This window comes from Glycomyces sp. NPDC050141, from assembly GCF_055586545.1.
This window is the reverse complement of record NZ_JBVJHZ010000026.1, coordinates 13284-35996: the sequence shown is the minus strand read 5'-3', so window position 1 is coordinate 35996 and position 22713 is coordinate 13284. Positions and strand designations below refer to the sequence as shown.

Genomic DNA, 22713 nt, shown 5'->3' with positions numbered 1-22713 from the left:
ATGGCCGGTCCGGCTAGACGCCGAAGAAGACCTCGGCGTCGGCGTACCGCTCGACCGGGACGGTCTTGAGCACGTCGGTGCCTTCGTTGATCGGGATGCGCACGACGTTGGTGCCCTGGAGCGCCATCATCTTGCCGAAGTCGCCCTCGTTCACGGCCGCGGCGGCCTCGAGGCCGAGGCGGGTCGCGAGCACGCGGTCGAACGCGGTCGGGGTGCCGCCGCGCTGCAGGTGACCGAGGATGATCGCGCGGGTCTCGATCTCCGCCTTCTCCTTGATCTGCGCCGCGACCCAGTCGCCGACGCCGCCGAGCTTGACGTGGCCGAACGCGTCGACCTCGCCGTCCTTGAGGACCATGCCCTCCTGGGCGTGCGCGCCCTCGGAGACGGCGACGATGGTGGCCTTGCCGGCCTCCTTGCGCTCCTTGACGAAGTTCGCGACCTTCTCGATGTCGAACGCGACCTCGGGGATGAGGGTGACGTTCGCGCCGCCGGCGATGCCCGCGTGCAGCGTCATCCAGCCCGCGTGGCGGCCCATGATCTCGACGACGATGCAGCGGTCGTGCGAGTCGGCGGTCGTCCACAGGCGGTCGATGGCCTCGGTCGCGATGTTCACCGCGGTGTCGAAGCCGAACGTGTAGTCGGTGCCCGAGAGGTCGTTGTCGATCGTCTTCGGGACGCCGACGCAGTTGACGCCGTCGGCGGTCAGCTTCGTCGCGACGCCGAGGGTGTCCTCGCCGCCGATCGCGATGAGCGCGTCCACGCCCAGCGCCGCCATGTTCTTCTTGATGGCCTCGACGCCGCCCTCGATCTTGTAGGGGTTGGTGCGCGAGGAGTGGAGGATCGTGCCGCCCTGGTCGAGGATGTTCTCGACCGAGTCCCAGTCCAGGGGCTGGGTGATGCCCTCGATGGGGCCACGCCAGCCGTAGCGGAAGCCCACGAACTCGTGGCCGTATTCCTTGCTGCCCTTGCGGACCGCGGCACGGATGACCGCGTTGAGACCGGGGCAGTCACCGCCGCCGGTGAGCACGCCAATGCGCATGTGTCTTACTCCCTGGAGTCAGGACTGTTAACTGGGCGGCCCCATTGCCGAAACAGTCCCACCCTATATCGGGGGCCGGGGGCGCCGACCAGGGGTTCGGCGAGGCGGCTAGCGGTGGGAATCGACCGGGCCGTACGCGGCGCGCTCGCCGCGGAACGCCTCGAGGGCCTTCCAGCGGTCGAGGTTGAGCCTGGCGTCGGTGAGCGCGTCGTGCATGTCGGCGTCGGGCGTGGTCGGCAGCTCGGGGCGGCCGAGGTCCTCCCAGCGCTGGCGCAGGTCCTTCGTCATGCGCGGCAGCGCCCGCGGCAGCTCCGGCATGGTCCCCCACAGCTGGGCGAACACGACGTGGTCGTACGCGCCGATCCAGGCCCACAGCTCGACCCGCTCGCCCGGGTGCGAGCCGGTCTTCTTCCGCACGGGCGAGACCAGGAACTCGTAGAGCTCGTCGCGGATCGTGGCGCGGCTCTTCCACAGCGAGCTCGCCGGGGGCGGGAGCTTGTCGAGGACGTTGCGGCGGACCCAGTCGATCGCGCGGGACGGGTCGAACTCGGTCGACACGGCGTAGTACTCGCGTCCCTGTTCGTCGACGACGGCGATCGAGACCAGGTCGATCGTGCGACCGTCCTCGATGAACTCGCAGTCGTAGAAGTATCGGTACGCCACGCATCGGCCTTTCGTATGATCACGAGCGGTCTTTTCGGCCGTTCTTGGCCTCCGCCCGTATGTCGCCGGACTGGAGTCGACGCTACGCCATACGATCGGGCAACCGGAATCTGACCTCGCGCTCCGCACGCGGGCGAAGCTATACCGGACAATCGATGTGAAAGCACGTAGACTTGATCGAACACTCGGCCGAGCGACAAGTGCGCCGTCTGGACACACGACCCAACGGAGCGTGAAGTTTCCGACACCGGGCTCTGTACAACGACGGAAAAGACAGCGATCATCGGAGGGAACCCGCGGACCCGGGACCCACCGAAGGGGGAGAACTATGGGTGTCAGCCCATCTGAAGACCCGCTTGCAGGCGTCGCCATGTTCGCCGGCCTCGACCCGCAGGCACGGCGGCAGATCGCGGGGGTGGCGGTACAGCGCCACTACCGGCGTGGGCACCTCCTGTTCTTCGAAGGCGAGCCGGGCGAGTCACTCATCATGATCCGGTCGGGGGCGGTGAGCGTCTTCCGCACGGCCGCCACGGGCGAGCGCGCGATGCTCCACGTCGCCCGCGCGCCCGAAGTGCTCGGCGAGGTCTCCCTCCTGGACGGATCGCCCCGGTCGGCCAGCGCGGAGGCCCTGGAGGACACGTCGGCGCTCGCTCTGGCGCGGTCGTCGTTCCTGGAGCTGGTGCACGGGAACCCGAAGATGCTGGACGCGGTGCTGCGGTCGATGGGCATGATCGTGCGGCGTTTGACGGAGCAGTCCTCGGACCACGTGTTCCTGGACCTGCCGGGGCGGGTGGCGAAGACGCTGGTGCGGCTCGCGGAGCAGCATTCGTCGCCTATGACGACGATCGAGTTGAACCAGACGCAGCTGGCGGAGATGGCCGGCGGTTCGCGCCAGAGCGTGAACCAGGCGATCGGGATCTTCGCGAACCGGGGCTGGCTCCGTACGGAGGGCCGCAAGATCGTCGTGGTGGATCTGCCTGCGCTGAGGCGGCGGGCGGGCTTCGGGGGACCCGAGTAGCTAGGGCTTGTTGCCTTTGTCCTTGAACTTCGCGGCGTACTCGTCGACGTAGTCCTGGCCTGAGAGTGCCCTGAGGGCGTCCATGACCTCGTCGGTAACGGCGCGTTCGATGAAGCGGTCGCCGACGAGGTCGCGGTAGCGGTTGAAGTCGAGCGAGGGCCCGAACCGGATCTTGACGCGGCCGATGCGGGGGATGCGCTTCCCGATGGGCTGGAGTTCGCCGGTGTTGAGCATGGCGACGGGGACGACCGGGGAGCCGGTCTGGAGGGCGAGGCGGGCGACGCCGGTCTTGCCGCGGTAGAGGCGGCCGTCGGGCGAGCGGGTCCCTTCGGGGTAGATGCCGAAGAGGCGGCCTTCGGAGAGGACGCGTTTGCCGGTGTCGAGGGAAGCCGTGGCGGCGTCGCCTCCGGCGCGGTCGACGGGGATGGCGCCGACGGCGTTCATGAAGGTGCGGACGAACCAGCCTTTGAAGCCGGTGCCGGTGAAGTACTCCTCTTTCGCGATGAACGTGACCCGGCGTTTGATCACGAGGGGCATGAAGAAGGAGTCGGTGACGGCGAGGTGGTTGGAGGCCAGGATGGCCGGGCCGTCCTCGGGCACGTGTTCGAGCCCTTCGACCTGGGGTCGGTAGACGACCCACAGCAGCGAGCCCAGCGTCGCCTTCAGCACCCAGTAGATCACGCGCTCAAGCGTATCGGTACCGGTCAATCCGTCGGACGGTGAACGCGCGCGGGGCGCGGATCGGTGCGGCGGGGGCGTCCCGCGCGGTGGCATCGGGCGGCGGGGGCGTGCGAGAATGGGCAAGCGGCGCGAAACGGGACCGCCCGGCCGCCGGTTCGACCGGCGGGCCGTGAAGGAGCCCAGGCGATCCCGCGCTACGTCATTCATCGACCCGGGAGGCGACGTGACGAACGATTCCGAGGAGTTCACGTTCGACCTCGGTGCCGACGCCAAGGCCACGATGGTGCTGTGCCACGGTTTCACTTCCGATCCGGCGAGCATGCGCCCGTGGGGCGATCACCTGCGTGAAGCGGGTTTCAACGTGGTCGCGCCGCTGCTGCCGGGCCACGGCGAGACGTGGCAGGTGCTGGCGAAGGCGACGTGGCAGCAGTGGTACGGGCGGCTGGAGGAGGCGCTGGACGAGGCGCTGGCGCTGGGTCGGCCGGTGTTCGCTGGCGGCCTGTCGATGGGCGGGTCGCTGTGTCTGCGGCTGGCGGAGCAGCGCGGCGGTGACCTGTCGGGCCTGGTGCTGGTGAATCCGGCGATCTTCGACGACAAGCCGCAGGGTTTCCTGGCGCCGCTGCTGCGGTATGTGATGCCGAGCGTGTCGTCGATCGGCTCGGATCTGAACAAGCCTGATGTACGGGAGAAGACGACGTCGCGGACGCCGGTGGCGGCGTATGCGTCGCTGCGGCGGTTGTGGGCGGTGACGCGGCCGGAGCTGGCGCGGGTGACGGTGCCGCTGCGGATCTTCACGAGCGCTGAGGACCACGTGGTGAGTCCGCGCAACAGCGCGGTGATCCGCGCGGGTGTGCGTTCCAAGGATGTCGAGTCGACGGTGCTGCCGCGGAGCTTCCATGTGGCGACGCTCGACTACGACGCCGAGACGATCTTCTCCGGGAGTGCCGAGTTCATGAACCGGCAGCTGGTCAAGGCGCGGGGTGTCCATGACTGACCGCAGCGGGCAGGACGGCAACGGCGAGGCCGACAGCGGCGAGCAGGACGGCGGGAAGCCGGAGCTGCGGCCCGAGGACGTCGACCGGCGGTTCAACGAGCTCATCAAGGGCTTGGGGGACGGCGGTTCGGGGCTGGTGAAGGGGCTCGACGCGGAGGAGCATCCTACGGAGGTCGTGCCGATGACGCCGCCGGTGTCCTCGGACAAGGACGAGCCGACGCTGCTGGACTTGTGGGACGCGGAGCTGCCGGAGGACGACGAGGACGACTACGAGCCGCCGGAGCCGCCTCCGGTGCCGTGGCCGAGCCTGCCTGCGATCGGCGGGCTGCTGCTCGTCATCGGCGGTATCGCGCTGCTGGTGAATCCGGGCATCGCGCCGCTGGGGACGAACCCGGGGCGGCTGGTCGGGTTCGTGGGGTTCCTGATCGGTGTGTGGCTGCTCATCAGCCGCCTGCGCCCGGACAAGGAGCCGGACGACACCGACGACGGCGCCGTGGTTTAAGGCGCCGTCGTCTGAGCGGTCCGGCTTCAGCTTGGCTTCAGCTTCGCCTCGCTACCGTGGAGAACCGGGGAACCAAACCCAGCCCGCAGTAAGGCTTTCGGCGTGCGCCCCGCCGGGTCTCACCGCTTCTGGGAGTCGAGCCAGGACAGGACCGTGTCGAGGAGTGCTTCGGCTGCGGCGCCTTTGAAGACGTCGCCGGGTGCGCCCGCGAAGGTCAGCGGGGTGATGCCGTACTCGTCGGCGACCGCCTGGGCCTCCTTCGACTGCGTCTCCGATTCGCTCACGACGAGCAGGACCGGCGGTTCGCCCACCGGTTTCGGCAGCTGCTTGGGGACCCGCTGCGGGGAGACGAGGACCAGGCCGGCCGCCGGGTAGCGTCCGGCGGCGAGCGCGGCCCAGGCCGCGCCCTCGCCGTGTCCGATGAGGACGGTCTGGCGGGGGACGGTGACCGCGGCCTGCACGACGTCGTGGGCGCGGGCCTCCGGGCCGCCGTCTGCGGCGGGCGTGCCGCCCTGGCCGCGCACGCTCACGGCCGCCGCGTACCGGCCCGACGCCGCGATCCGCTTGAGCCACAGCGCGTTGAACGCCGCCGCCCCGGCCGGGTCGCCGGTGCAGCACAGCACCGGGTTCGTCTCCGGGTTGTCCTTGATCTCGATGTCGAAGAGGTCGGCGGGCTCGAAGACGGCGATCTCGCGCCGGACCGGGACCGGCTCGGGGGTGCGGGCGCGCCGGACCCAGGCGGTGAGGCTCATTTGGCGGGCTCCTGTTCGAGGGTGTCGATGATGCGGCCCAGGCTGGCCAGGTACTCCTCGGCGTCCACGACGAGGCGGCGGCGCGAGGAGTCGCCGGTCGCGGGGTCGTGCGTGGACTCGGCGTAGACCTGGTGGTTGAAGTTCACAGCGCGCTCGGGGTCGCTCTTGCGGACCTGGAGCCAGCGCGCGATCGCGTGGGTCTGCCAGTGGACGATCGGGAGGAGGCCGACGCCGGGTTCGACGAGCCCGGCGACCGCGAGGGTCTGGGACTTCGGGGAGAACATGCGGGCGTGCAGCCTCGGGGCGGGCTCCTCGCGGGTGCCGCCGAGGAGTTCCGGTGCGACGCAGGCGATCTTCGGCTGGTAGCCGGTGGCGAGGACGACGAGGTCGGGGCGGATCTCGGTGCCGTCGGCGAACGCGACGTCGAACCCGTCGAAGCGGGCGACCTCGCCGCGGCGCTTGATGGAGCCGTCGCCGACGTGCTCGAGGTAGCGGCCGTTGCGCACGGGCTCCTCGCCGCCGGGGCCGCGGCCGGGCGTCTCGATGCCCATGCGCTCGGCGAGCCGCTTGGGGCCCTTGAGGACCCGTTCGGTGAGGAAGCGGCGCAGGAGCTTCGGGCGGGAGGCGAGGCGGGCGAGCGCGTAGTCGGAGGGTTCGCCGCCAAGGTATTTGGGCAGGTGCCAGGCGCCACCGCGCACGGAGTGGACGCAGCTGGCGGCGTTCACGGCGGCCTCGCAGGCGATGTCGGTCCCGGAGTTGCCGCCGCCGACGACGAGGACGTGCTTGCCGCGCAGGCGGGACGGGTCCTTGAGCTGCGAGGAGTGCAGGACGGTGCCGCGGAAGTCGTCCAGGCCCGGGTAGGAGGGCAGGTTCGGGGCCCAGTGGTGGCCGGTCGCGATGATGACCGCGCCGTAGCGCAGGCGGCGCGCGGCGCTTCCGGCGGCGGGCTTGACGACGACCTCGAAGCGGGCGCCCTCGACCGGTTCGAGGTGGGAGATCTCGGAGCCGTACCAGATGTGCTCGGAGAGGCCGAAGTGCTTCGCGTACGAGGTCAGGTACTCGAGCATCTGCGCGGCGGACGGGTAGTCGGGCCAGTCGTCGGGCATCGGGAAGTCGGGGATCTCGGTCTGGGACCGGGAGGTGACGAGGTGGGTGTTGGGGTAGAGGGGGCTGTGCTGGTTCTGGGGGTTCCACAGGCCGCCGAGCACGGTGTCGCGCTCGTAGCAGTCCACTTCGAAGCCGTTCTCGCGGAGGTTCTTGACGGCGATGAGGCCGGACGCTCCGGCGCCGATGACGCAGACGGCCTCGCCGCGGTCGTAGGCGGCTTGGGAGGAGTACTCCTGCAAGGGACGGTCTCCTTCGGTGGGCATTCAGTCAGGTGCCGGACGGCGGCCGCGCGGGCGGCCGCCGGGGGGCGGGTCGCGGTGCGGGACGCCGAAAGACTGAGAGCAGATTACCGTGAACGGGACTCGTACTTTCGGGGGAGGTAGGCTGCGCGCGTGCTCTTCGAGCTGTGGAAACATCCCCGCCCCGACGCCCCGGTCCTGCGCCGCGACGGGCAGGTCGTGGTGTCTTCGCACCGTCTCGCCCGGCAGGTCCTGGCCGACCGGGAGCGGTTCTCGGCGGCGAACGCGCTCGACGCGGTCACCCCGATCCCCACCGACGCCCTGCGGGAGCTGACGCGGCACCGGTTCCGGCTGCCCGCGACGCTCGCCAACAACGACACGGACTCGCACGAGACCATCCGCGCCGCGTTCGGCGAGGTCTTCGCGCCCGCGAACGTCGAGGCGCTGCGCCCGTGGCTCACCGGCCTGGCCCGGCGGACCGCCGCCGGGGTCGCGTGGCGGCTGCGGGCGGGCGAGGCGGTCGACATGGACGCGGCGGTCTCGTCGGAGATCCCGTTGGCGGCGCTGGCGCGGCTGCTCGGCCTGGAGGTCGAGGCGACCGCAGAGGTGAAACTGTTCAGCCGGGCGGCGCTGGAGCTGTTCTGGGGCGAGCCTCCGGCCGAGCGCCAGCGCGAGCTGGCGGCGCTGGTCGGGCCGTTCCATGCGAGGCTGCGGGGCTGGACCGCCGAATCCACTGGGGCGACAAGGGCATTGCTCGAGGAGTACGGGGAGGACGCGGCGACGGCCGCACTGTTCTTCCTGCTCGTGGCGGGCCAGGAGACGACGTCGCAGTTCCTGACGCTGCTGCTGCACCGGCTCGTCGAAGAGCCGGAGCTGCTGGACGCGGCGCCCGCATTGATCGTCGAGGAAGGGCTGCGGCTGCTGCCGCCGATCACGTCGTGGCGGCGGGTCGCGAAGCAGGACACGGAACTCGACGGGTTCGCGGTCCGGGCGGGCGAGTCCGTGCTGGTGTGGCTGGGGGCCGCGGGCCTGGACGAGGGCGTCGCCGAGTGCCCGATGCGCATGGTGCCGGGCCAGCGGGGCTCGCGGCGGCACCTGGCGTTCGGGGCCGGTGCGCACCGGTGCCTGGGGAGTCAGCTGTCGCGCATGGAGGCCGAGGTCGTGGTGGCCGAGCTGGCGCCGCTGCTCCCCCGCTGCCGGGTCGTGGCGGCGCCGGTGAGCGACCCGAATCTGTCGTTCCGGATGCCGAGCCCGCTGGTGGTGCAGTTCCGGGACTGAGCGGGCCGTAATTGCGTTGCGGTGCGGTGCAGGCGCTTGCCAGGCTGGCGGGATGCGTGAATTCCTGGACTTCCGTCAACGTGCCGCCTCGTATGTCCTGCGGCGGCTGCCCGAACGTTCCGAGGCCGAGGTGCTGGTGATCCTGCACCGCGACAGCCCGGAGGCGGGCGTGCAGATCCCCGGGGGCGGGGCGCTGGCGGACGAGACGATCGGCGAGGCGGCGGTGCGCGAGGTGCGGGAGGAGACCGGGGTCGCGGAGCCGGTGTTCGGGGAGGTCCTGGGGAACCTGCTGTTCCGCGGCCCGATGTACGAGCACGGGCACCAGGTGACGAGCTACAGCTGGCTGCGGACCGGCGAGGCGCGGGACGCGTGGGACCACACGGTGCTCAGCCACGACGAGGACGACGGCCTGCGGATGCGGTGCGAGTTCCGGCCGGTGGGCGCAGCGGCGATCGGGTTCGGCATGGACCGGTTCCTGCCGCTCGCGGTGGCGCGGTTCGAGTCCGCGTTCCCGGTCGCGGCCCTCGGGCGCGGATAGCGCGATGCGGGCGCCGGGGGTAGGGGCGCCCGCATCGCGCTGATTCGGCACCTATTGGGCCGGTTCGCTGACAATGTACTGCGCCGTGTCAACACCGGTGGGGGCGAACGCCGGGCCTGTGACGATTCGCGGCCGAAGCGCTAGCCGCCCTGACTGAAGCGGCGGAGGTCGCCGCTGAGGTCGAACCATTCGGAAGCGCTGAGGCGGAACACTTCCGGGGCGAGTCCGGCGGCGCCCGCGGGTATCCAGCCGAGGCGGCGGCCGGGGAGGTCGTGCAGGTTCTCGTACTCGGCGAGGCCCGGTTCGAGCGGCCATGATCCGATGAGGACGGACGTGTCGATGCCGCGCCGTTCCAGGGCTTCGAGGGTGAGCGCCGTGTGGTTGAGGGTGCCCAGGCCCGCGCGGGCGACGACGACGGCCGGGCAGCCGAGCTCCACGGCGAGGTCGCGCGCGGTCCAGCCGCCCGCGCCGAGCTGGACGAGCAGGCCGCCCGCGCCCTCGAGGAGGACCACCTCGGACTTCGCTTCGCGGACCTGGTCGGTGACTTCGTGGAGGTCGAGGAGCGGCAGGCCGCTGCGGCGCGCGGCGGCGAAGGGCGCCAACGGGTCGGGGTAGGAGGCGAGCGCGCGGGCCGGTGCGCCGGAGAGGCGGGTGACCTCGGCGGCGTCGTCATCGTCGCCGGTCTGGGCGATCTTGACGACCTCGACGCTGCGGCCCTCCCGCATGAGATACGCGGCGAGCGCGGCGGTGGCGACGGTCTTCCCGACCCCGGTATCGGTGCCGGTGACGAGCACCGGTCCTTCGAAGGCGATCACTGTTCCAACCTATCCGCCGGGCGGGTCGCTTCGATGACGGCGAGGGCGCGGTCGAAATCGGCGGCGTCGACTCCCGTGTTGATCGTGACCCGCAGGCGTGATCGGTGGTCCGGTGTGGAAGGCGGGCGGAAGCAGCCGACCGCGACTCCTTCTGCGGCGCACCGCTCGGCCCAGCCGGTTGCCGCCTTGGCGTCACCGGCGACCGGCGACAGGACCCCGGCGGCCGGGGCCGGGACGCCGAGGAGCTCCGCCGCATTGGCAGCCCGGCGGGCGAGTTCGGTTCGGGCACTGTCGGATTCACGTGCGATCGCCAGCGCCGCACCCGCTCCTGCGATCACCGCAGGCGGCGGCGCGGTGTCGAAGATGAAGGTGCGGCCCGTGTCGTGAAGGTGGCGGCGCAGTGCGGCGGGCCCGGCGACCACGCCGCCCGCCGCACCGAGCGCCTTTGACAGCGTCGCGGTGATGACGATCCCGGGGTCGCCCGCGAGCCCGGCGGCGGCGACGCCGCCCGTGCCGTGCGGGCCGACCGTGCCGATCCCGTGGGCCTCGTCGACCAGCAGCAGCGCGCCGTAAGCGCTCGTGAGGGCGTGGAGTTCGCGCAGCGGCGCGGCGTCGCCGAGGACCGAGTAGACCGATTCGACCGCGACCAGCGAGGGCCGCAGCTCCCGCAGCTGGCGTTCGAGGTCGTCGAGGTCGTTGTGCGCGAAGGTGTCCGCGCGGCCGCCCGCGAGGCGGGCGGCGTCGTGGAGGGAGGCGTGGGCGTGTGCGTCGAGCAGGACCGGCCCTGCCAGCGCGGCCACGGCGCCGAGGTTGGCCATGTACCCCGAGGAGTACAGGACGGCGGTCTCGGTCCCGGTGTGCCGGGCGAAGTTGGCTTCGAAGGACTCGTGGATGCCGGTGGTGCCGCGCACGAGGCGCGAGCCGCTCGCGCCGAGCCCGTGTTCGGCGAGTGCGGCGGCGGCGGCGGTCAGGACGGCGGGGTGGCGGGAGAGTCCGAGGTAGTCGTTCCCGGCGAGGTCGATCGCGGCTGTCCGGGTCCGGACGGTGCGGGTCAGTCCGGCTTTCGAGCGGAGTTCCGCCTTGCGCGCCAGCCGGTCCCACAAGGGGGCCGCGCCGGTCACGCGGTCACCTCGTCGATCGCCTCCGCGAGTGCGCTCACGAGCAGGTCGGTCTCGTCCTCGCCGAGGGTCAGCGGCGGCATGAGCACCACGGTGTCGCCGAGGGGCCGCAGCCACACGCCGCGTTCGCGCGCGGCCTGGCAGACCGCGAAGCCCGTCCGCTCGCGGGCGGGGGCGACTTCGACGCCGATCATCGTCCCCAGCTGGCGGATCTCGACCACGCTGTCCTTGGCTCCCACCGGTTCGAGGAGTTTCGCGAGCCGGTCGCCGAGCCGCGCGGCCTGGCCGATCACGTCCTGCTCCCCCATGACGCGCAGGTTCGCGAGCGCGGCGGCGCAGCACAGCGGGTTCGCGGTGTAGGTGTGGCCGTGGAAGAACGTGCGCGGCGACGTGTCGCCGGGCCGGGTCAGGAAGGCCTCGTAGACGTGCTCGGCGGCGAGCACCGCCGAGAGCGGCAGGTACCCGCCGGTGATGCCCTTGCCGCAGGTGAGCAGGTCGGGGACGACGCCCGCGTGCTCGGCGGCCCACATCTTCCCGGTGCGGCCGAAGCCCGTGGCGACCTCGTCGAAGATGAGGAGCGCGCCGTGGGTGTCGGCGAGTGTCCTTGCGGCGCGGAGGAACTCGGCGTCGTAGTCGAGCATGCCGGCCGCGCCTTGGATCATCGGTTCCAGGATGATCGCGCAGACCTGGCCGCCCGAGGCCTCCATGACCGCGCGCAGGTTCGCGATGGCGATAGCGTTCCGGTCCTCGCCGAGGGCGCGGTCGCCGGGCGAGCTGACGCCGATCGTGTCGAGCAGGAGCGGCTTGTAGGCCTCGTGGAAGAGGTCGTGCCCGCCGACGGCGACCGCGCCGAGCGTGTCGCCGTGGTAGGCGTGGTCGAGGCGCACGAACTTCGGCCGGGCACGGCCGGTCTGGGTCGAGTACTGGTAGGCGATCTTGAGCGCGGCCTCGACCGCGGAGGAGCCGTCCCCGGCGTAGAAGACCCTGGTCAGCGGCGGCCCGTCCGACTTGGGGGCCAAGGCGACCAGGGCCTCGGAGAGCTCGATGCCGGGAGTGTGGGTGGTCCCGAGGAACGTGGAGTGGTCGAGCTTGGCGAGCTGCGCGGTGATGGCGGCGTTGATGCCGGGGTGGCCGTGGCCGAGGGTGGTGGTCCACAGTGAGGAGACGCCGTCGAGGTAGCGGCGGCCGTCGACGTCCCAGAGCCAGGGCCCTTCGGCGCGGTCGACGACGACGGGGCGGTCGCCGGTCCAGGTGGCGTGCTGCGTGAAGGGGTGCCAGACGGCGGCGGCGTCGCGGGCGATCCATTCGGCGCTGGCGGTCATCGCGCGTCTCCTTAGAAGGTTCCTACAAAACTGGTTGGAGGATACCGCCCGGTCAAGTAGGTCGGACACGGGCGCGCGGCCGTATCAGCCTCGGCGAAGCTTGCGCGCCGTAAGTTGGCGCTGTTGTGCGACCGCCTTGACTCCACCGTTATCGAACCGAGGCCGCCGCCGCCCTCTTGAGGCTGCAGGCGTAGTTTTGGGCGGTCATAACGGACCCTCCGGCTCCGTCCGGGTTTTTACACTTTGAACACAGTGGGACGCTTGACAACCACATGCGCCAGGGGCAGACTAGTGACACTTGCGGCAATCGCGGAGGATTGTCACTTACCGCCCTTCAGGTATCGGAACATCCTCGGCGATTCCCTGCGCCGAAACGGCCCCTACCGTTGTCCGACGCCGGCGGCGCCGCAGACCGACCCGTGGCGGACGGCTGCAACGGTGCAGACCGGCGCCCGAGGCCGACGCTCGCGGAGCCGAGAACGAGGAAGGCCCTGTGTCGAACCAGAACCCCCCGACGGCCCCGGCCGGACCCGCCGACGACGCGTCCGAATCCGACCGCAGGCCGTCCTTCTCCCAGGTCTTCGGCGACCGCGAAGCCGCCGGGTTCCTCCTCGCCTTCTGCCTCTCCAACGCCGGCGCGATGCTCAACCGCGTCGCCGTCACCTTCCTCGTCTGGCAGCAGACTGAATCCTCCGCGCTCGCCGCCGCCTCGTTCGCGATCAGCTTCGCGCCCTACCTGGGCATCGCCCAGGTCCTCGGGGCCATTGTGGACAGATATTCCTACCGCAACGTCATGATCGTGTGCGACGTCCTGCGCGCCGCCCTCATCGCGCTGCTCCTCATCCCCGGCCTCCCCGTCCCGGCCATGATCGCGATCGTCTTCGCCGTCGCCTCGGTGACGCCCGCCTACAACGCGGCCCGCGTCGCGACCCTCGCGCAGATCCTCACCGGCGACGCCCTCTCCGTCGCCATCGCGCTCACCTTCAGCGCCGCCGCCACCGCCCAGATCCTCGGCTACCTCGCGGGCGGCCTCCTCGCCGCGATCGACCCGTACACCGCGCTGGCGGTCAACGCCGCGCTGTTCGTGGTCAGCGCGATCGCGATCTCCCTGCTCGTGCGGCACCGGCCCTCGGTCAACAAGCGCGAAGAGCGCCGCCACGTCCTCACCGAGACCGCCGACGGCCTGCGGATGCTGCGCGACAACAAGGTCCTGCGCACCGTGTCCTTCGGCATCTGGGGCCTGTTCGCGCTCACCGCCGTCCCCGAGGGCGTCGCGGTCCTGTGGTCGGCGCACCTCGACGGGAGCTCGACGACGCAGGGCCTCATCATGGCCGTCGACGCCGCCGGAGCGGTCGCCGCGACCCTCCTGTTCACCCGGTTCGTGCGGCCCTCGGTGCGCGACAAGCTCATCCGGCCGCTCGCGTTCATCGGACCCGTAGTCCTGACGGCCGCGTTCCTCGACCCGCCGCTCGCCGGGGTGCTCCTCATCGCGGTCGGCGCGGGCGTCGCCAACATGATCATGGCCCCGATGAACGCGACCCTCGCCCAGTGCATCCCCGACGGCTGGCGGGGCCGCGTCGTCGCCGCCGCCAACTCCGGGCTGCAGCTGTGCCAGGGCATCGCCATCGCCGGGATCGGCCTCATCGTCGAGTTCGGGGCGTCCCTGCCGTACGTCGTGGGCGCCTGGGGACTCGTCGGCTTCCTGATCCAGTACCTGGTCACCCGTAACTGGCCTACACGCGAGGAGATCGAGGCCGCCAAGGCCGCGGCCGCGCCGCCGCCCGCCGCCGCCTGATCCCCGCGGAGCCTGCCGCCGCTCCCCCGCGCCGAGAGCTAGGCTCGTCTCGGCGTCCCCGAAAGGGCGGAGCCAACCGGGCCGGGAAGCAACAGGAGCACCAAACGTGGAACACCAGAAGACCGTCGAGCTGCGCGGACACCTCATCGACCAGGGCGTCTTCGCCCGGGTCATGGACGACGTCCTCGAATACTCGGGGTCGTACACGATCGACCGCTTCGACGTGGGCCGCCACCACACCGACGAGTCCTACGTCCAGCTCACCGTCTCCGCCGAGACCCCCGAGCAGGTCGAACGCATCGTCATGCGCCTCCAGACGCACGGCGCGAACCCGCTCGACCCCGGCATCGCCGTCCTCAAGCCGGCCCCGCGCGACGGCGTCTTCCCCGAGGACTTCTACTCCACCACCAACTTCGACACCCAGATCCGCCTCAACGGCAGCTGGATGGACGTCGAACCCTCCGAAATGGACTGCGGCATCATCGTCGCCGACGACCACTCCAGCGCCAAGACCCTCCCGGTCTCCGACGTCAAGGCCGGCGAGCTGGTCGTGTGCGGCGGCGAGGGCGTCAAGGTCCTCCCGCTGCCCGAGCCCGAGCGCAAGAGCCCCGAGTCCTCGAACTTCGAGTTCATGAGCGGCGGCGTCTCCTCCGAACGGCCCCAAGCGCTCCAGGTGCGCCAGATCGCCGAGCGCATGCGCGAGGTCAAGGCCCGCGGCGAGAAGATCCTGTGGGTCGGCGGCCCCGCCATCGTCCACACCGGAGCCGGAAAGGCCCTCGAAGCGCTCATCAACGAGGGCTACGCCGACGTGATCTTCGCGGGCAACGCCCTTGCCGCGCACGACATCGAGTCGAACCTGTACGGCACCTCGCTGGGCGTGGACCTCGACAAGGGGCACGGCGTGCCCCACGGCCACGAGCACCACATCCGCGCCATCAACAAGATCCGCACCTGCGGGTCGATCAGCGCGGCCGTCGAGCAGGGCGTCCTCAAGGGCGGCATCATGCACGCGATGGTCAAGAACAAGAAGGAGTTCGTGCTCGTCGGCTCCGTGCGCGACGACGGCCCGCTGCCCGACGTGTACACCGACGTCATCGACGGCCAGCGCGCCATGCGCGCCGCGCTGCCGGGCGTGGGCTTCGCGATCATGGTGGCCACGATGCTGCACTCGATCGCGACCGGCAACATCCTGCCCGCGAAGGTGCCGCTCGTGAGCGTCGACATCAACCCGGCGACCGTGACGAAGCTCGCCGACCGGGGCTCGGCGCAGGCGATCGGCGTCATCACCGACATCGGCCTGTTCTGCGAGCAGCTCGCGGGCGAGCTCGTGGTCGGGTACAAGCGCGACTAGGCGTCCGAAAGGGGCGGTCGGGGTCTCCCCGGCCGCCCCTTTGCCTTACCTGCGGCGATGATTGACATCACATTGACAAGCGTTTATATTTGGGCGACCAACTAACTCCCGGCATCCCCTTCGGCGGCATCGGTTCTCGCCCCCTTGAGCAGCGGCGCCTCCCCGGCGCCCGCCCGGTCGGCGTCCTCCCCTCCCGTCTGCTTCGATGCCGCACGTCCGCCGCGTATCGGCACCCTCGGCGAAGCTTGCGAGCCGTAAATTGGCACAGGAGGACACGAGTCCCATGAAACGAACCAGAGCCATCGGGCTCCTCACGGTGGGAGCGGTTACATTGGCGACCGCGGCCGTCGCCACCGTCACCGCCCACTCCCAAGAGGTCGAGGCCCAGGCCGAGACCTATACCTGGAGCAACGCCCAGGTCGCCGGGGGCGGCTTCGTCCCCGGCATCGTCTTCAACGAGACGCAGGCCGACCTCATCTACGCCCGCACCGACATCGGCGGGCTCTACCGCTGGCAGCAGGCCAGCGAGACCTGGAAGCCGCTCCTGGACTGGGTCGGCTGGGACGAGTGGGGGTACACCGGCGTCGTCTCCGTCGCGACCGACCCCGTCGACCCCGAGCGCGTCTACGCCGCCGTCGGGACCTACACCAACGACTGGGACCCGAACAACGGCGCGGTCCTCTACTCCGACGACTACGGCGAGACCTGGGGCGTCGCCGAACTCCCGTTCAAACAGGGCGGCAACATGCCCGGGCGCGGTATGGGCGAGCGCCTCGCCATCGACCCGAGCGACAACTCCACGCTGTACCTGGGCACCCCCAGCGGCAACGGGCTCTGGAAGTCCACTGACTACGGCCACACCTGGGCCGAGGTGACCAGCTTCCCCAACCCCGGGAACTTCGTCGTCACCCCCGGCGACCCCTACCTCGGCGACAACGTGGGCGTGCTCTGGACCGAGTTCCATGGGAACAGCATCTATGTGGGCGTGGCCGACCCGGACAACCCCGTCTACGTGTCCACAAACGATGGCGCGACCTGGGCGCCGCTCGCCGGAGCCTCCCAGATCGGCTCCGTCGACGGCCACGACAACATCCCCAAGCAGGCCGCGATCGACGCCGTGAACGGCTACATGTACATCATCACCTCGTGGGACCCCGGCCCGTACAACGGGAACCCGTCCACCGAGGGTGCGCGCGGCGGCTCGGTGTGGCGGTACGCGATCGCGACGGGCACTTGGACCGAGATCCACCCCGGGCCGAACGGCGCCTCCTACCAGGGCTTCGGTTTCGGCGGCCTGACCTTGGACGCGCAGGACCCCGGCACGCTCATGGTCACCAGCGTCAACGCCTGGTGGCCCGACGAGACCACCTACCGCTCGACCGACTCCGGCGCGACCTGGACCCAGTCGTGGACCTTCAACGGCTGGCCCAACCGCGTCGACCGCTTCGCCATCGACTACTCCTCGGTCGGCTGGCTCGACTGGGGCGTCACCAGTCCCGCCGAAGGCGAGAAGAGCCCGAAGTACGGCTGGATGATCGACTCCATGGCGATCGACCCGCACGACTCCGACCGGGTCATGTGGGGCACCGGCGCGACCATCTACGGCTCCGAGAACCTCACGAACTGGGACGCGAACCAGACCTTCACGGTGACGCCGATGGTCCACGGCCTTGAGGAGACCTCCGTGCAGGACCTCGCCGCGCCGCCCACCGGGCCCGAGCTGTACAGCGCCCTCGGCGACATCGGCGGGTTCGCGCACACCGACCTCGACGCGGTGCCCGACGCGTTCTACAGCGCGCCGCGGATGACCACCGCGCGCTCGGTCGACTTCGCCGAGCTCAACGCGAGCGTCGTGGTCCGGGTCGGCGAGCTCGACGGCACCGTGAACATGGGGATCTCCTCCAACAGCGGCGGGTCGTGGTGGGCCGGGCAGCTCCCGAGCGGGGCCACCGGCGGCGGCACGGTGGCGGTGACGGCGAACGCGGGCGCGATCGTCTGGGCCCCTGACGGTCTCGCGCCGCAGCGGTCCACTACGTACGGTTCCTCGTGGACGGCGGTGACCGGGCTGCCGACCGGGGCGCGCGTCGAGTCCGACCGCGCCGACGCCGACCGCGTCTACGGCTTCGCGGCCGGGAAGTTCTACACCAGCACGAACGGCGGCGCTTCCTTCACGGCCGCTTCGTACACGGGATTCCCCACCACGGGCAACGTGCGATTCGGGGCCGTCCCCGGCAAGGCCGGGCACGTGTGGCTCGCGGGCGGCGCCGACGACGGCACGTACGGCATGTGGCGCTCCACGGACGGCGGCACCACCTGGACCCAGGTGACCGGCTTCGACGAGGCCGACACCGTCGGGTTCGGCGCGGCGGCACCGGGCCAGAGCTACCCGGCGATCTACGCCAGCGCCTCGCGGAGCGGCGAGCGCGGCATCTGGCGCTCGGTGGACCAGGGCGCGACCTGGGTGCGGATCAACGACGACGAGCACCAGTGGGGCTTCACCGGCGCGGCGATCACCGGCGACCCCAACGTGTTCGGGCGCGTGTACATCGCCACGAACGGCCGCGGCATCATCGTGGGCGAGTCCAGCGACTACGAGCCGGGCCCGACGGGTTCGGCGAGCGCGACGCCGACCGGTTCGGCAACGCCCACTTCGAGTCCGAGCCCGACGCCGAGTCAGACGCCGAGTGAGAACCCGACGACCGGCGGGCCGACGGGCGGGTGCACGGCGACGTGGTCGTCGTCGAACGCGTGGCCCGGCGGGTACCAGGGCAGCGTGGTCGTGAAGAACGACTCGGGCTCGGCGAAGACCGGGTGGACGCTGACGTGGACGTTCCCGAGCGGCGAGCAGGTCGGGAGCCTGTGGGGCGGCCAGTGGACGCAGTCGGGCGCGGTGGTCACGGTGACCAACGAGAGCTGGAACGGGTCGCTGGCGAGCGGCGCATCGGCCACGGTGGGATACACGGCGACGATGTCGGGCAGCGCCCCGGCCCGCCTGACGCCGACGTGCACCCTGCGCTGACGCGCAACCGATGACGGGGCAGGAAGCCGGGCTTCCTGCCCCGTTTTTGCGATTTGTCCGGGGTAGCGCTTTCCAAACCGCACCGCGCCCGCTATGATCCGGTTAGATCGATTCATATCGATGTCTAAATTGAATCGTTTCATCGGAACCATGCTCAGGAGCAACCATGTCCCTCGCACCGAAGCGAAGACTCCGTACGCTCGTCGCGACCGCCGCGGCCCTCATCGCGGGTGCCGCCAGCGCCGTCAGCTTCCCGGCACTCGACGGCGTCCTCGCACCCGAAGCCGCCGTCGCGCAGGCCGCGTGCGGCGCCAACTCCCCCCACGCCACCGTGACCGGCTCGAGCGGCGCCTACGTCACCAAGGAGGGATCGACCACCGTCTACTCCGGCGGCGACTACCGCGCCGCCGTCCAGGCCGGGGTCGACACCATCTCCAGCGGCCAGCGCGTCGCCGTCCTGGCCTCGGGCTCGATCGGCGCCAGCACCATCACCATCCAGAGCGGCAAGACCTTCGAGGGCTGCGGCACCATCAACGTCGCCAACCGCTCCGGGCGCGGCGCGATCGAGGCGATCAACACCACCGACGTCAACATCGCGTTCCTGAAGATGACGGGCAACCCGTACTTCGGGCTGCGGTTCTCCGGCACCAACGGGCTCAAGCTCGGCGACATCGACCTGACCCTGAGCGGCGGCCTGGGCATCCGCTTCGACCGCGACGCGGCCTGGAACTACAACGTCACGATGAACGACATCTACGTGTCGGGCGCCGGCAGTCACGCCGTGGAGACCTGGAACATCGACGGGTTCAACATCACGAAGGTGACGGCGCGGAACGTGGGCGAGTCGGGGCTGTTGATCCAGAACTCGCGCAACGGCTGGGTGGGCACGGTGGACGGCAACAACGTCGGCGCCGGCACCGGGTACGCCACCTTCCGGATGGCGAACACCAACGGCAAGACCGCGAGCGGCGGGTACTCGACGAACATCTGGGTGGACAACGTGATCTCCCGGGGCGGCGGGCGCGGGATCTTCTGCGTCTCGCAGTCCGGCGGCGTGGTCATCAAGAACGTCGACCTTGCCAGCAACGGGAACAACGCGGTCCTGATCGAGAACTGCTACAACGTGTCGATCAGGGGCGGGACGGTCAACGGCGGCGGCGAGGTGCGCCTCGCGGCCCGCACGGAGTTCGCCAACAACAAGGACATCTGGATCACGATGACCGTGAACAACACGTCGGTGCGGGAGTCGCCCTGCGGTGAGAACACCAACTGGACGATCTCGGGCAACGCGTCGATGAACGTGTGCTGACAACGGGAAAACAGCAGGGCCGGAGCTGCCGCTCCGGCCCTGCTCGCGTCTAGAAGTCCTTAGGGGACGATCTCGCGGTGGCGGGCGAGGTCGGCCGCGCCGATCACGCCGGCCTTGGAGCCGAGCTCGGCAGCGCGGACCTCGGCGACCGGGATCTGCGCGCGGGAGGCGAGGGCCTCCTTGTAGTGCTTGCGGATCGGGTCGAGGAGGAGATCGCCCGCGTCGACGACGCCGCCCGCGATGAGGATGACGCCGGGGTCGATGAGGTTGACCATGTCCGCGGCGGAGTTGCCGAGGTAGTAGCCGATGAAGTCGAAGGCGCCCAGGGCGACCTCGTCGCCCTGGCGGGCGGCCTCGGTGACCTGGCGGCCGGTGATCGACTCGGGGTCGCCGCCCGCGAGCTTGAGGAGGATCGCGGCCTTCTCGGGGTGCTCGGCGGCGCCCTCCTGGGCGGCGCGGGTGAGGGCCCGGCCGGAGGCGTACTGCTCGAGGCAGCCGTTGCGCCCGCAGCCGCAGTCGCGGCCGCCGGGCATCACGGAGCGGATGTGGCCGATCTCGGCCGCGACGCCGTGGGTGCCGCGCAGGAGGTTGTCCTTGACGACGATGCCGCCGCCGACGCCGGTGCCGATCGTGTAGAGCACGGAGGAGCGGTGGCTCTTGGCGGCGCCGAAGCGGTGCTCGCCCCAGATGGCGACGTTGGCGTCGTTCTCGACGACGACGGGGAGGTCGACGGCCGCGGCGACCTTGTCGCGCAGCGGCTCGTTCTTCCAGGAGAGGTTGGGGGCGAGCATCACCGTGGAGCGGTCGGAGGAGATCCAGCCCGCCGCGCCGATGCCGACGGCTTCGATCTCGTGCCCGTCGCGCAGCTCCTCGACGACTTCCTTGACGGCCTGGATGACGCCGGTGGTGTCGTCCGCTGGGGTGGGGCGCCGGGTCGTGGCGAGGACGTTGCCGTTCTCGTCGACGACGCCGCCGCCGACTTTGGTGCCCCCGATGTCGACTCCGATAGTCAGACTCACTGCTGTACCCTCCAGCGGTTCACGGTTTGAGGCGTGGAATGCCGCGCGACGCTGCGGGCCACCGAGGACTTTACAGCGCGATGACCTGGAGATGAAATCGGCCGTTCCGTCCCACTCGGCGAAGGTATCACCGGCCCGGAGCGGAGCGGGCCGCTTAGGTGACAGTCCGCAACCGGCGTTCGCCGGTCCAGCCCCTGCTCCGCTAAGCTGCCCTTAGCATCATGGTCTGCCTCACAGTCCCTCTTCCATTGGAAGTTGACCCACCGGTAACATGATCTGTGAGCCACTTTACAAAGCCGTGAACATGGCGTCTTGAACGGAGCCTTTCCATGCGCGAGTTCGCCGTCCCCCCCGTGGTGACTGTGCCCGACGAAGACAACACCCTCACCTCGCTGTGGGACGCTGCCGAGAACCACCCCGCCTCGGTCCTCTTCATGCGCACCTTCGACGACGGCGCCACCTGGCGCGACGTCACGTCCGTGGAGTTCCGCGCCCAGGTGATCTCCGCCGCGAAGGGCCTGGCAGCGGCCGGAATCCAACCCGGCGACCGGGTCGCGCTCATGTCGACCACCCGCTACGAGTGGACCCTCCTCGACTACGCGATCTGGGCCGCGGGCGGCGTCACCGTCACCATCTACGAGACCTCCTCCGCCGACCAGGCCAAGTTCATCCTCGAAGACTCCGGCGCCGTCGCCGTCATCGTCGAGGACACCGAGATGACCGCGATGGTCGAAGGCCTCGGCACGCAGGTCAAGCACGTGTGGACCATCGACGCCGAGCAGGGCGCCCTCGACGCGCTCGACGCCCTCGGCGCGGACGCCGACGTCGACATCGAGGAGCGCCGCACCTCCCGCAAGGCCGACGACCTCGCCACGATCGTCTACACCTCCGGGACCACCGGCCGCCCCAAGGGCTGCATGCTCACCCACCGCAACCTCCTCGCGGACATCCGCAACGTCATCCCCGAGGTACCCGGCGTCCTCTACGACGGCGCCCGCATGCTGCTGTTCCTCTCCCTCGCACACGTCCTCGCCCGCATCCTCCAGCTCGCCGGCATGGAATCGCGCACCACGATCGCCCACGCCGACCGCACCAAGCTCACCGCGGTCATGCCCGTGGTCAAGCCGACCACCCTCCTCGCGATCCCCCGCGTGTTCGAGAAGGTCTACGCCGGGGCGTACCAGAAGGCCGTCGACGGCGGCAAGGGCCACCTGTTCGAGAAGGCCACGGCCTGCGCCAAGGAGTACAGCCGCGCCCTCGACAAGCCCGGCGGGCCCGGCCTGGGCCTCAAGCTCCGCCACAAGCTGTGGGACGTGCTCGTCTACGGCAAGATCCGGGCCGCCATCGGCGGCGAGTGCAACTCCGCCGTCTCCGGCGGCGCGGCCCTCGGCCCCGAGCTCGGCCACTTCTTCCGCGGCATCGGCGTCACCATCTACGAGGGCTACGGACTTACCGAGACCTCCCCGGTCCTCTCGCTCAACCTGCAGACCGCCATCAAGGTCGGCTCCATCGGCCGCCCCACCCCCGGCACCGCCCTGCGCGTCGCCGACGACGGCGAACTCCAGGCCAAGGGCCCGCAGGTCTTCCCCGGGTACTGGAACAACGACGCCGCCACCGCCGAGGTCCTCGACGCCGACGGCTGGTTCTCCACCGGCGACATCGCCGAGATCGACGACGACGGGTACGTCACCATCACCGGCCGCAAGAAGGACATCATCGTCACCGCGGGCGGCAAGAACGTCGCCCCCGGGCCGCTGGAGAAGATCCTCGACGCCCACCCGCTCATCGCCTACGCCATGGTCGTCGGCGAGGGCCGCCCCTACATCGGCTGCCTCATCTCCCTCGACGGCGAGATGATCAAAGACTGGCTGAGCAGGCACGACAAGGACCCGAAGACTCCGATCAGCGACCTCACCGAGGACGCCGAGCTGCTCGCCGAGCTGCAGGAGAAGGTCGACGAGGCCAACAAGACGGTCTCCCGCGCCGAGCAGATCAAGCAGTTCCGGGTCATGCCGGTCGAACTGAGCGAGGACGCCGGGGAAATCACTCCGTCAGTCAAGGTCAAACGTCACGTCGTCATGGAAAAATACTCAAGCGAGATCAACGCGCTCTACGACTCGGCGAAGGCGCGACGAAACGAGTAAGCGAGGTGCC

General features: G+C 70.4%; 19 protein-coding genes. 10 read left to right on the top strand and 9 right to left on the bottom strand.

Translation table 11 applies throughout. The features are described from left to right. Window positions 1-13 precede the first annotated feature (13 nt). Together ACZ60M_RS16300 and ACZ60M_RS16295 are read right to left on the bottom strand one after the other, a co-directional pair. Window positions 14-1039 (bottom strand): 6-phosphofructokinase, encoded by a 1026-nt coding sequence (locus ACZ60M_RS16300; RefSeq protein ID WP_465418824.1) that lies wholly within the window; start codon window positions 1037-1039, stop codon window positions 14-16. A 108-nt stretch (window positions 1040-1147) separates the two neighbouring features. Next, window positions 1148-1702 carry a polyadenylate-specific 3'-exoribonuclease AS gene (locus ACZ60M_RS16295; protein WP_465418822.1) on the bottom strand — a complete coding sequence of 185 codons (555 nt, stop codon included), beginning with the start codon at window positions 1700-1702 and terminating at the stop codon, window positions 1148-1150. A 328-nt stretch (window positions 1703-2030) separates the two neighbouring features. Here ACZ60M_RS16295 and ACZ60M_RS16290 point away from each other — a divergent pair, with 328 nt between their 5' ends. Beyond that, complete coding sequence (locus ACZ60M_RS16290) at window positions 2031-2720, top strand: Crp/Fnr family transcriptional regulator (RefSeq protein WP_198667126.1); 690 nt, start codon at window positions 2031-2033, stop codon at window positions 2718-2720. Here ACZ60M_RS16290 and ACZ60M_RS16285 read toward each other — a convergent pair whose 3' ends face one another. Beyond that, window positions 2721-3401: a lysophospholipid acyltransferase family protein gene (locus tag ACZ60M_RS16285; protein WP_465418820.1), complete on the bottom strand. Its 681-nt coding sequence runs from the start codon at window positions 3399-3401 to the stop codon at window positions 2721-2723. 223 nt (window positions 3402-3624) lie between these two features. Between ACZ60M_RS16285 and ACZ60M_RS16280 the strand changes: the two genes are divergently transcribed. Both ACZ60M_RS16280 and ACZ60M_RS16275 read left to right on the top strand, forming a co-directional pair. Continuing rightward, on the top strand, window positions 3625-4395 hold the full coding sequence (locus tag ACZ60M_RS16280) for an alpha/beta hydrolase (RefSeq protein ID WP_465418818.1): 771 nt from the start codon (window positions 3625-3627) through the stop codon (window positions 4393-4395). Next, window positions 4388-4897: a hypothetical protein gene (locus ACZ60M_RS16275; protein WP_465418817.1), complete on the top strand. Its 510-nt coding sequence runs from the start codon at window positions 4388-4390 to the stop codon at window positions 4895-4897. Before ACZ60M_RS16280 ends, ACZ60M_RS16275 begins: the two co-directional genes overlap by 8 nt. Window positions 4898-5016: 119 nt before the next feature. On the opposite strand, the gene ACZ60M_RS16270 is transcribed toward ACZ60M_RS16275, so the two are convergent. After that, window positions 5017-5649: an alpha/beta fold hydrolase gene (locus ACZ60M_RS16270; RefSeq protein WP_465418815.1), complete on the bottom strand. Its 633-nt coding sequence runs from the start codon at window positions 5647-5649 to the stop codon at window positions 5017-5019. Further along, on the bottom strand, window positions 5646-6995 hold the full coding sequence (locus tag ACZ60M_RS16265) for a flavin-containing monooxygenase (RefSeq protein ID WP_465418813.1): 1350 nt from the start codon (window positions 6993-6995) through the stop codon (window positions 5646-5648). Before ACZ60M_RS16265 ends, ACZ60M_RS16270 begins: the two co-directional genes overlap by 4 nt. A gap of 153 nt (window positions 6996-7148) precedes the next feature. Between ACZ60M_RS16265 and ACZ60M_RS16260 the strand changes: the two genes are divergently transcribed. Together ACZ60M_RS16260 and ACZ60M_RS16255 are read left to right on the top strand one after the other, a co-directional pair. Beyond that, complete coding sequence (locus ACZ60M_RS16260) at window positions 7149-8273, top strand: cytochrome P450 (protein WP_465418811.1); 1125 nt, start codon at window positions 7149-7151, stop codon at window positions 8271-8273. Window positions 8274-8325: 52 nt separating this feature from the next. Then, window positions 8326-8811: an NUDIX domain-containing protein gene (locus ACZ60M_RS16255; protein ID WP_465418809.1), complete on the top strand. Its 486-nt coding sequence runs from the start codon at window positions 8326-8328 to the stop codon at window positions 8809-8811. Window positions 8812-8951: 140 nt separating this feature from the next. Here ACZ60M_RS16255 and bioD read toward each other — a convergent pair whose 3' ends face one another. From bioD to bioA, 3 genes are read right to left on the bottom strand one after another with little or no spacing between them, the layout of a single operon-like run. Next, window positions 8952-9605: a dethiobiotin synthase gene (bioD, locus tag ACZ60M_RS16250; RefSeq protein WP_465418914.1), complete on the bottom strand. Its 654-nt coding sequence runs from the start codon at window positions 9603-9605 to the stop codon at window positions 8952-8954. A 17-nt stretch (window positions 9606-9622) separates the two neighbouring features. Then, entirely contained in the window at window positions 9623-10747 is a 1125-nt protein-coding gene (locus tag ACZ60M_RS16245) for an aminotransferase class I/II-fold pyridoxal phosphate-dependent enzyme (RefSeq protein ID WP_465418807.1), read from the bottom strand. Further along, window positions 10744-12066 (bottom strand): adenosylmethionine--8-amino-7-oxononanoate transaminase, encoded by a 1323-nt coding sequence (bioA, locus tag ACZ60M_RS16240; protein WP_465418806.1) that lies wholly within the window; start codon window positions 12064-12066, stop codon window positions 10744-10746. Before bioA ends, ACZ60M_RS16245 begins: the two co-directional genes overlap by 4 nt. Before the next feature lie 493 nt (window positions 12067-12559). Here bioA and ACZ60M_RS16235 point away from each other — a divergent pair, with 493 nt between their 5' ends. The 4 genes from ACZ60M_RS16235 to ACZ60M_RS16220 all read left to right on the top strand — a co-directional run bounded on the left by ACZ60M_RS16235 (window position 12560) and on the right by ACZ60M_RS16220 (window position 19540). Then, window positions 12560-13861 carry an MFS transporter gene (locus tag ACZ60M_RS16235; RefSeq protein ID WP_465418804.1) on the top strand — a complete coding sequence of 434 codons (1302 nt, stop codon included), beginning with the start codon at window positions 12560-12562 and terminating at the stop codon, window positions 13859-13861. A gap of 106 nt (window positions 13862-13967) precedes the next feature. Next, a complete protein-coding gene (locus tag ACZ60M_RS16230) occupies window positions 13968-15212 on the top strand; it encodes an ornithine cyclodeaminase, nickel-pincer nucleotide-dependent (RefSeq protein WP_465418802.1) in 1245 nt (414 codons plus the stop codon). 283 nt (window positions 15213-15495) lie between these two features. Then, window positions 15496-18231, top strand: a complete 2736-nt coding sequence (locus ACZ60M_RS16225; protein ID WP_465418800.1) for a cellulose binding domain-containing protein — start codon at window positions 15496-15498, stop codon at window positions 18229-18231. 166 nt (window positions 18232-18397) lie between these two features. Further along, the gene (locus ACZ60M_RS16220; RefSeq protein WP_465418798.1) at window positions 18398-19540 is read left to right on the top strand and encodes a hypothetical protein; all 1143 of its coding nucleotides are present in this window, start codon (window positions 18398-18400) and stop codon (window positions 19538-19540) included. 59 nt (window positions 19541-19599) lie between these two features. Here ACZ60M_RS16220 and ACZ60M_RS16215 read toward each other — a convergent pair whose 3' ends face one another. After that, window positions 19600-20559: an ROK family glucokinase gene (locus ACZ60M_RS16215; protein ID WP_465418796.1), complete on the bottom strand. Its 960-nt coding sequence runs from the start codon at window positions 20557-20559 to the stop codon at window positions 19600-19602. A 329-nt stretch (window positions 20560-20888) separates the two neighbouring features. Here ACZ60M_RS16215 and ACZ60M_RS16210 point away from each other — a divergent pair, with 329 nt between their 5' ends. Continuing rightward, window positions 20889-22703, top strand: coding sequence for an AMP-dependent synthetase/ligase (locus ACZ60M_RS16210; RefSeq protein WP_465418795.1), 1815 nt, complete (start codon window positions 20889-20891; stop codon window positions 22701-22703). The last annotated feature ends 10 nt before the right edge of the window (window positions 22704-22713 follow it).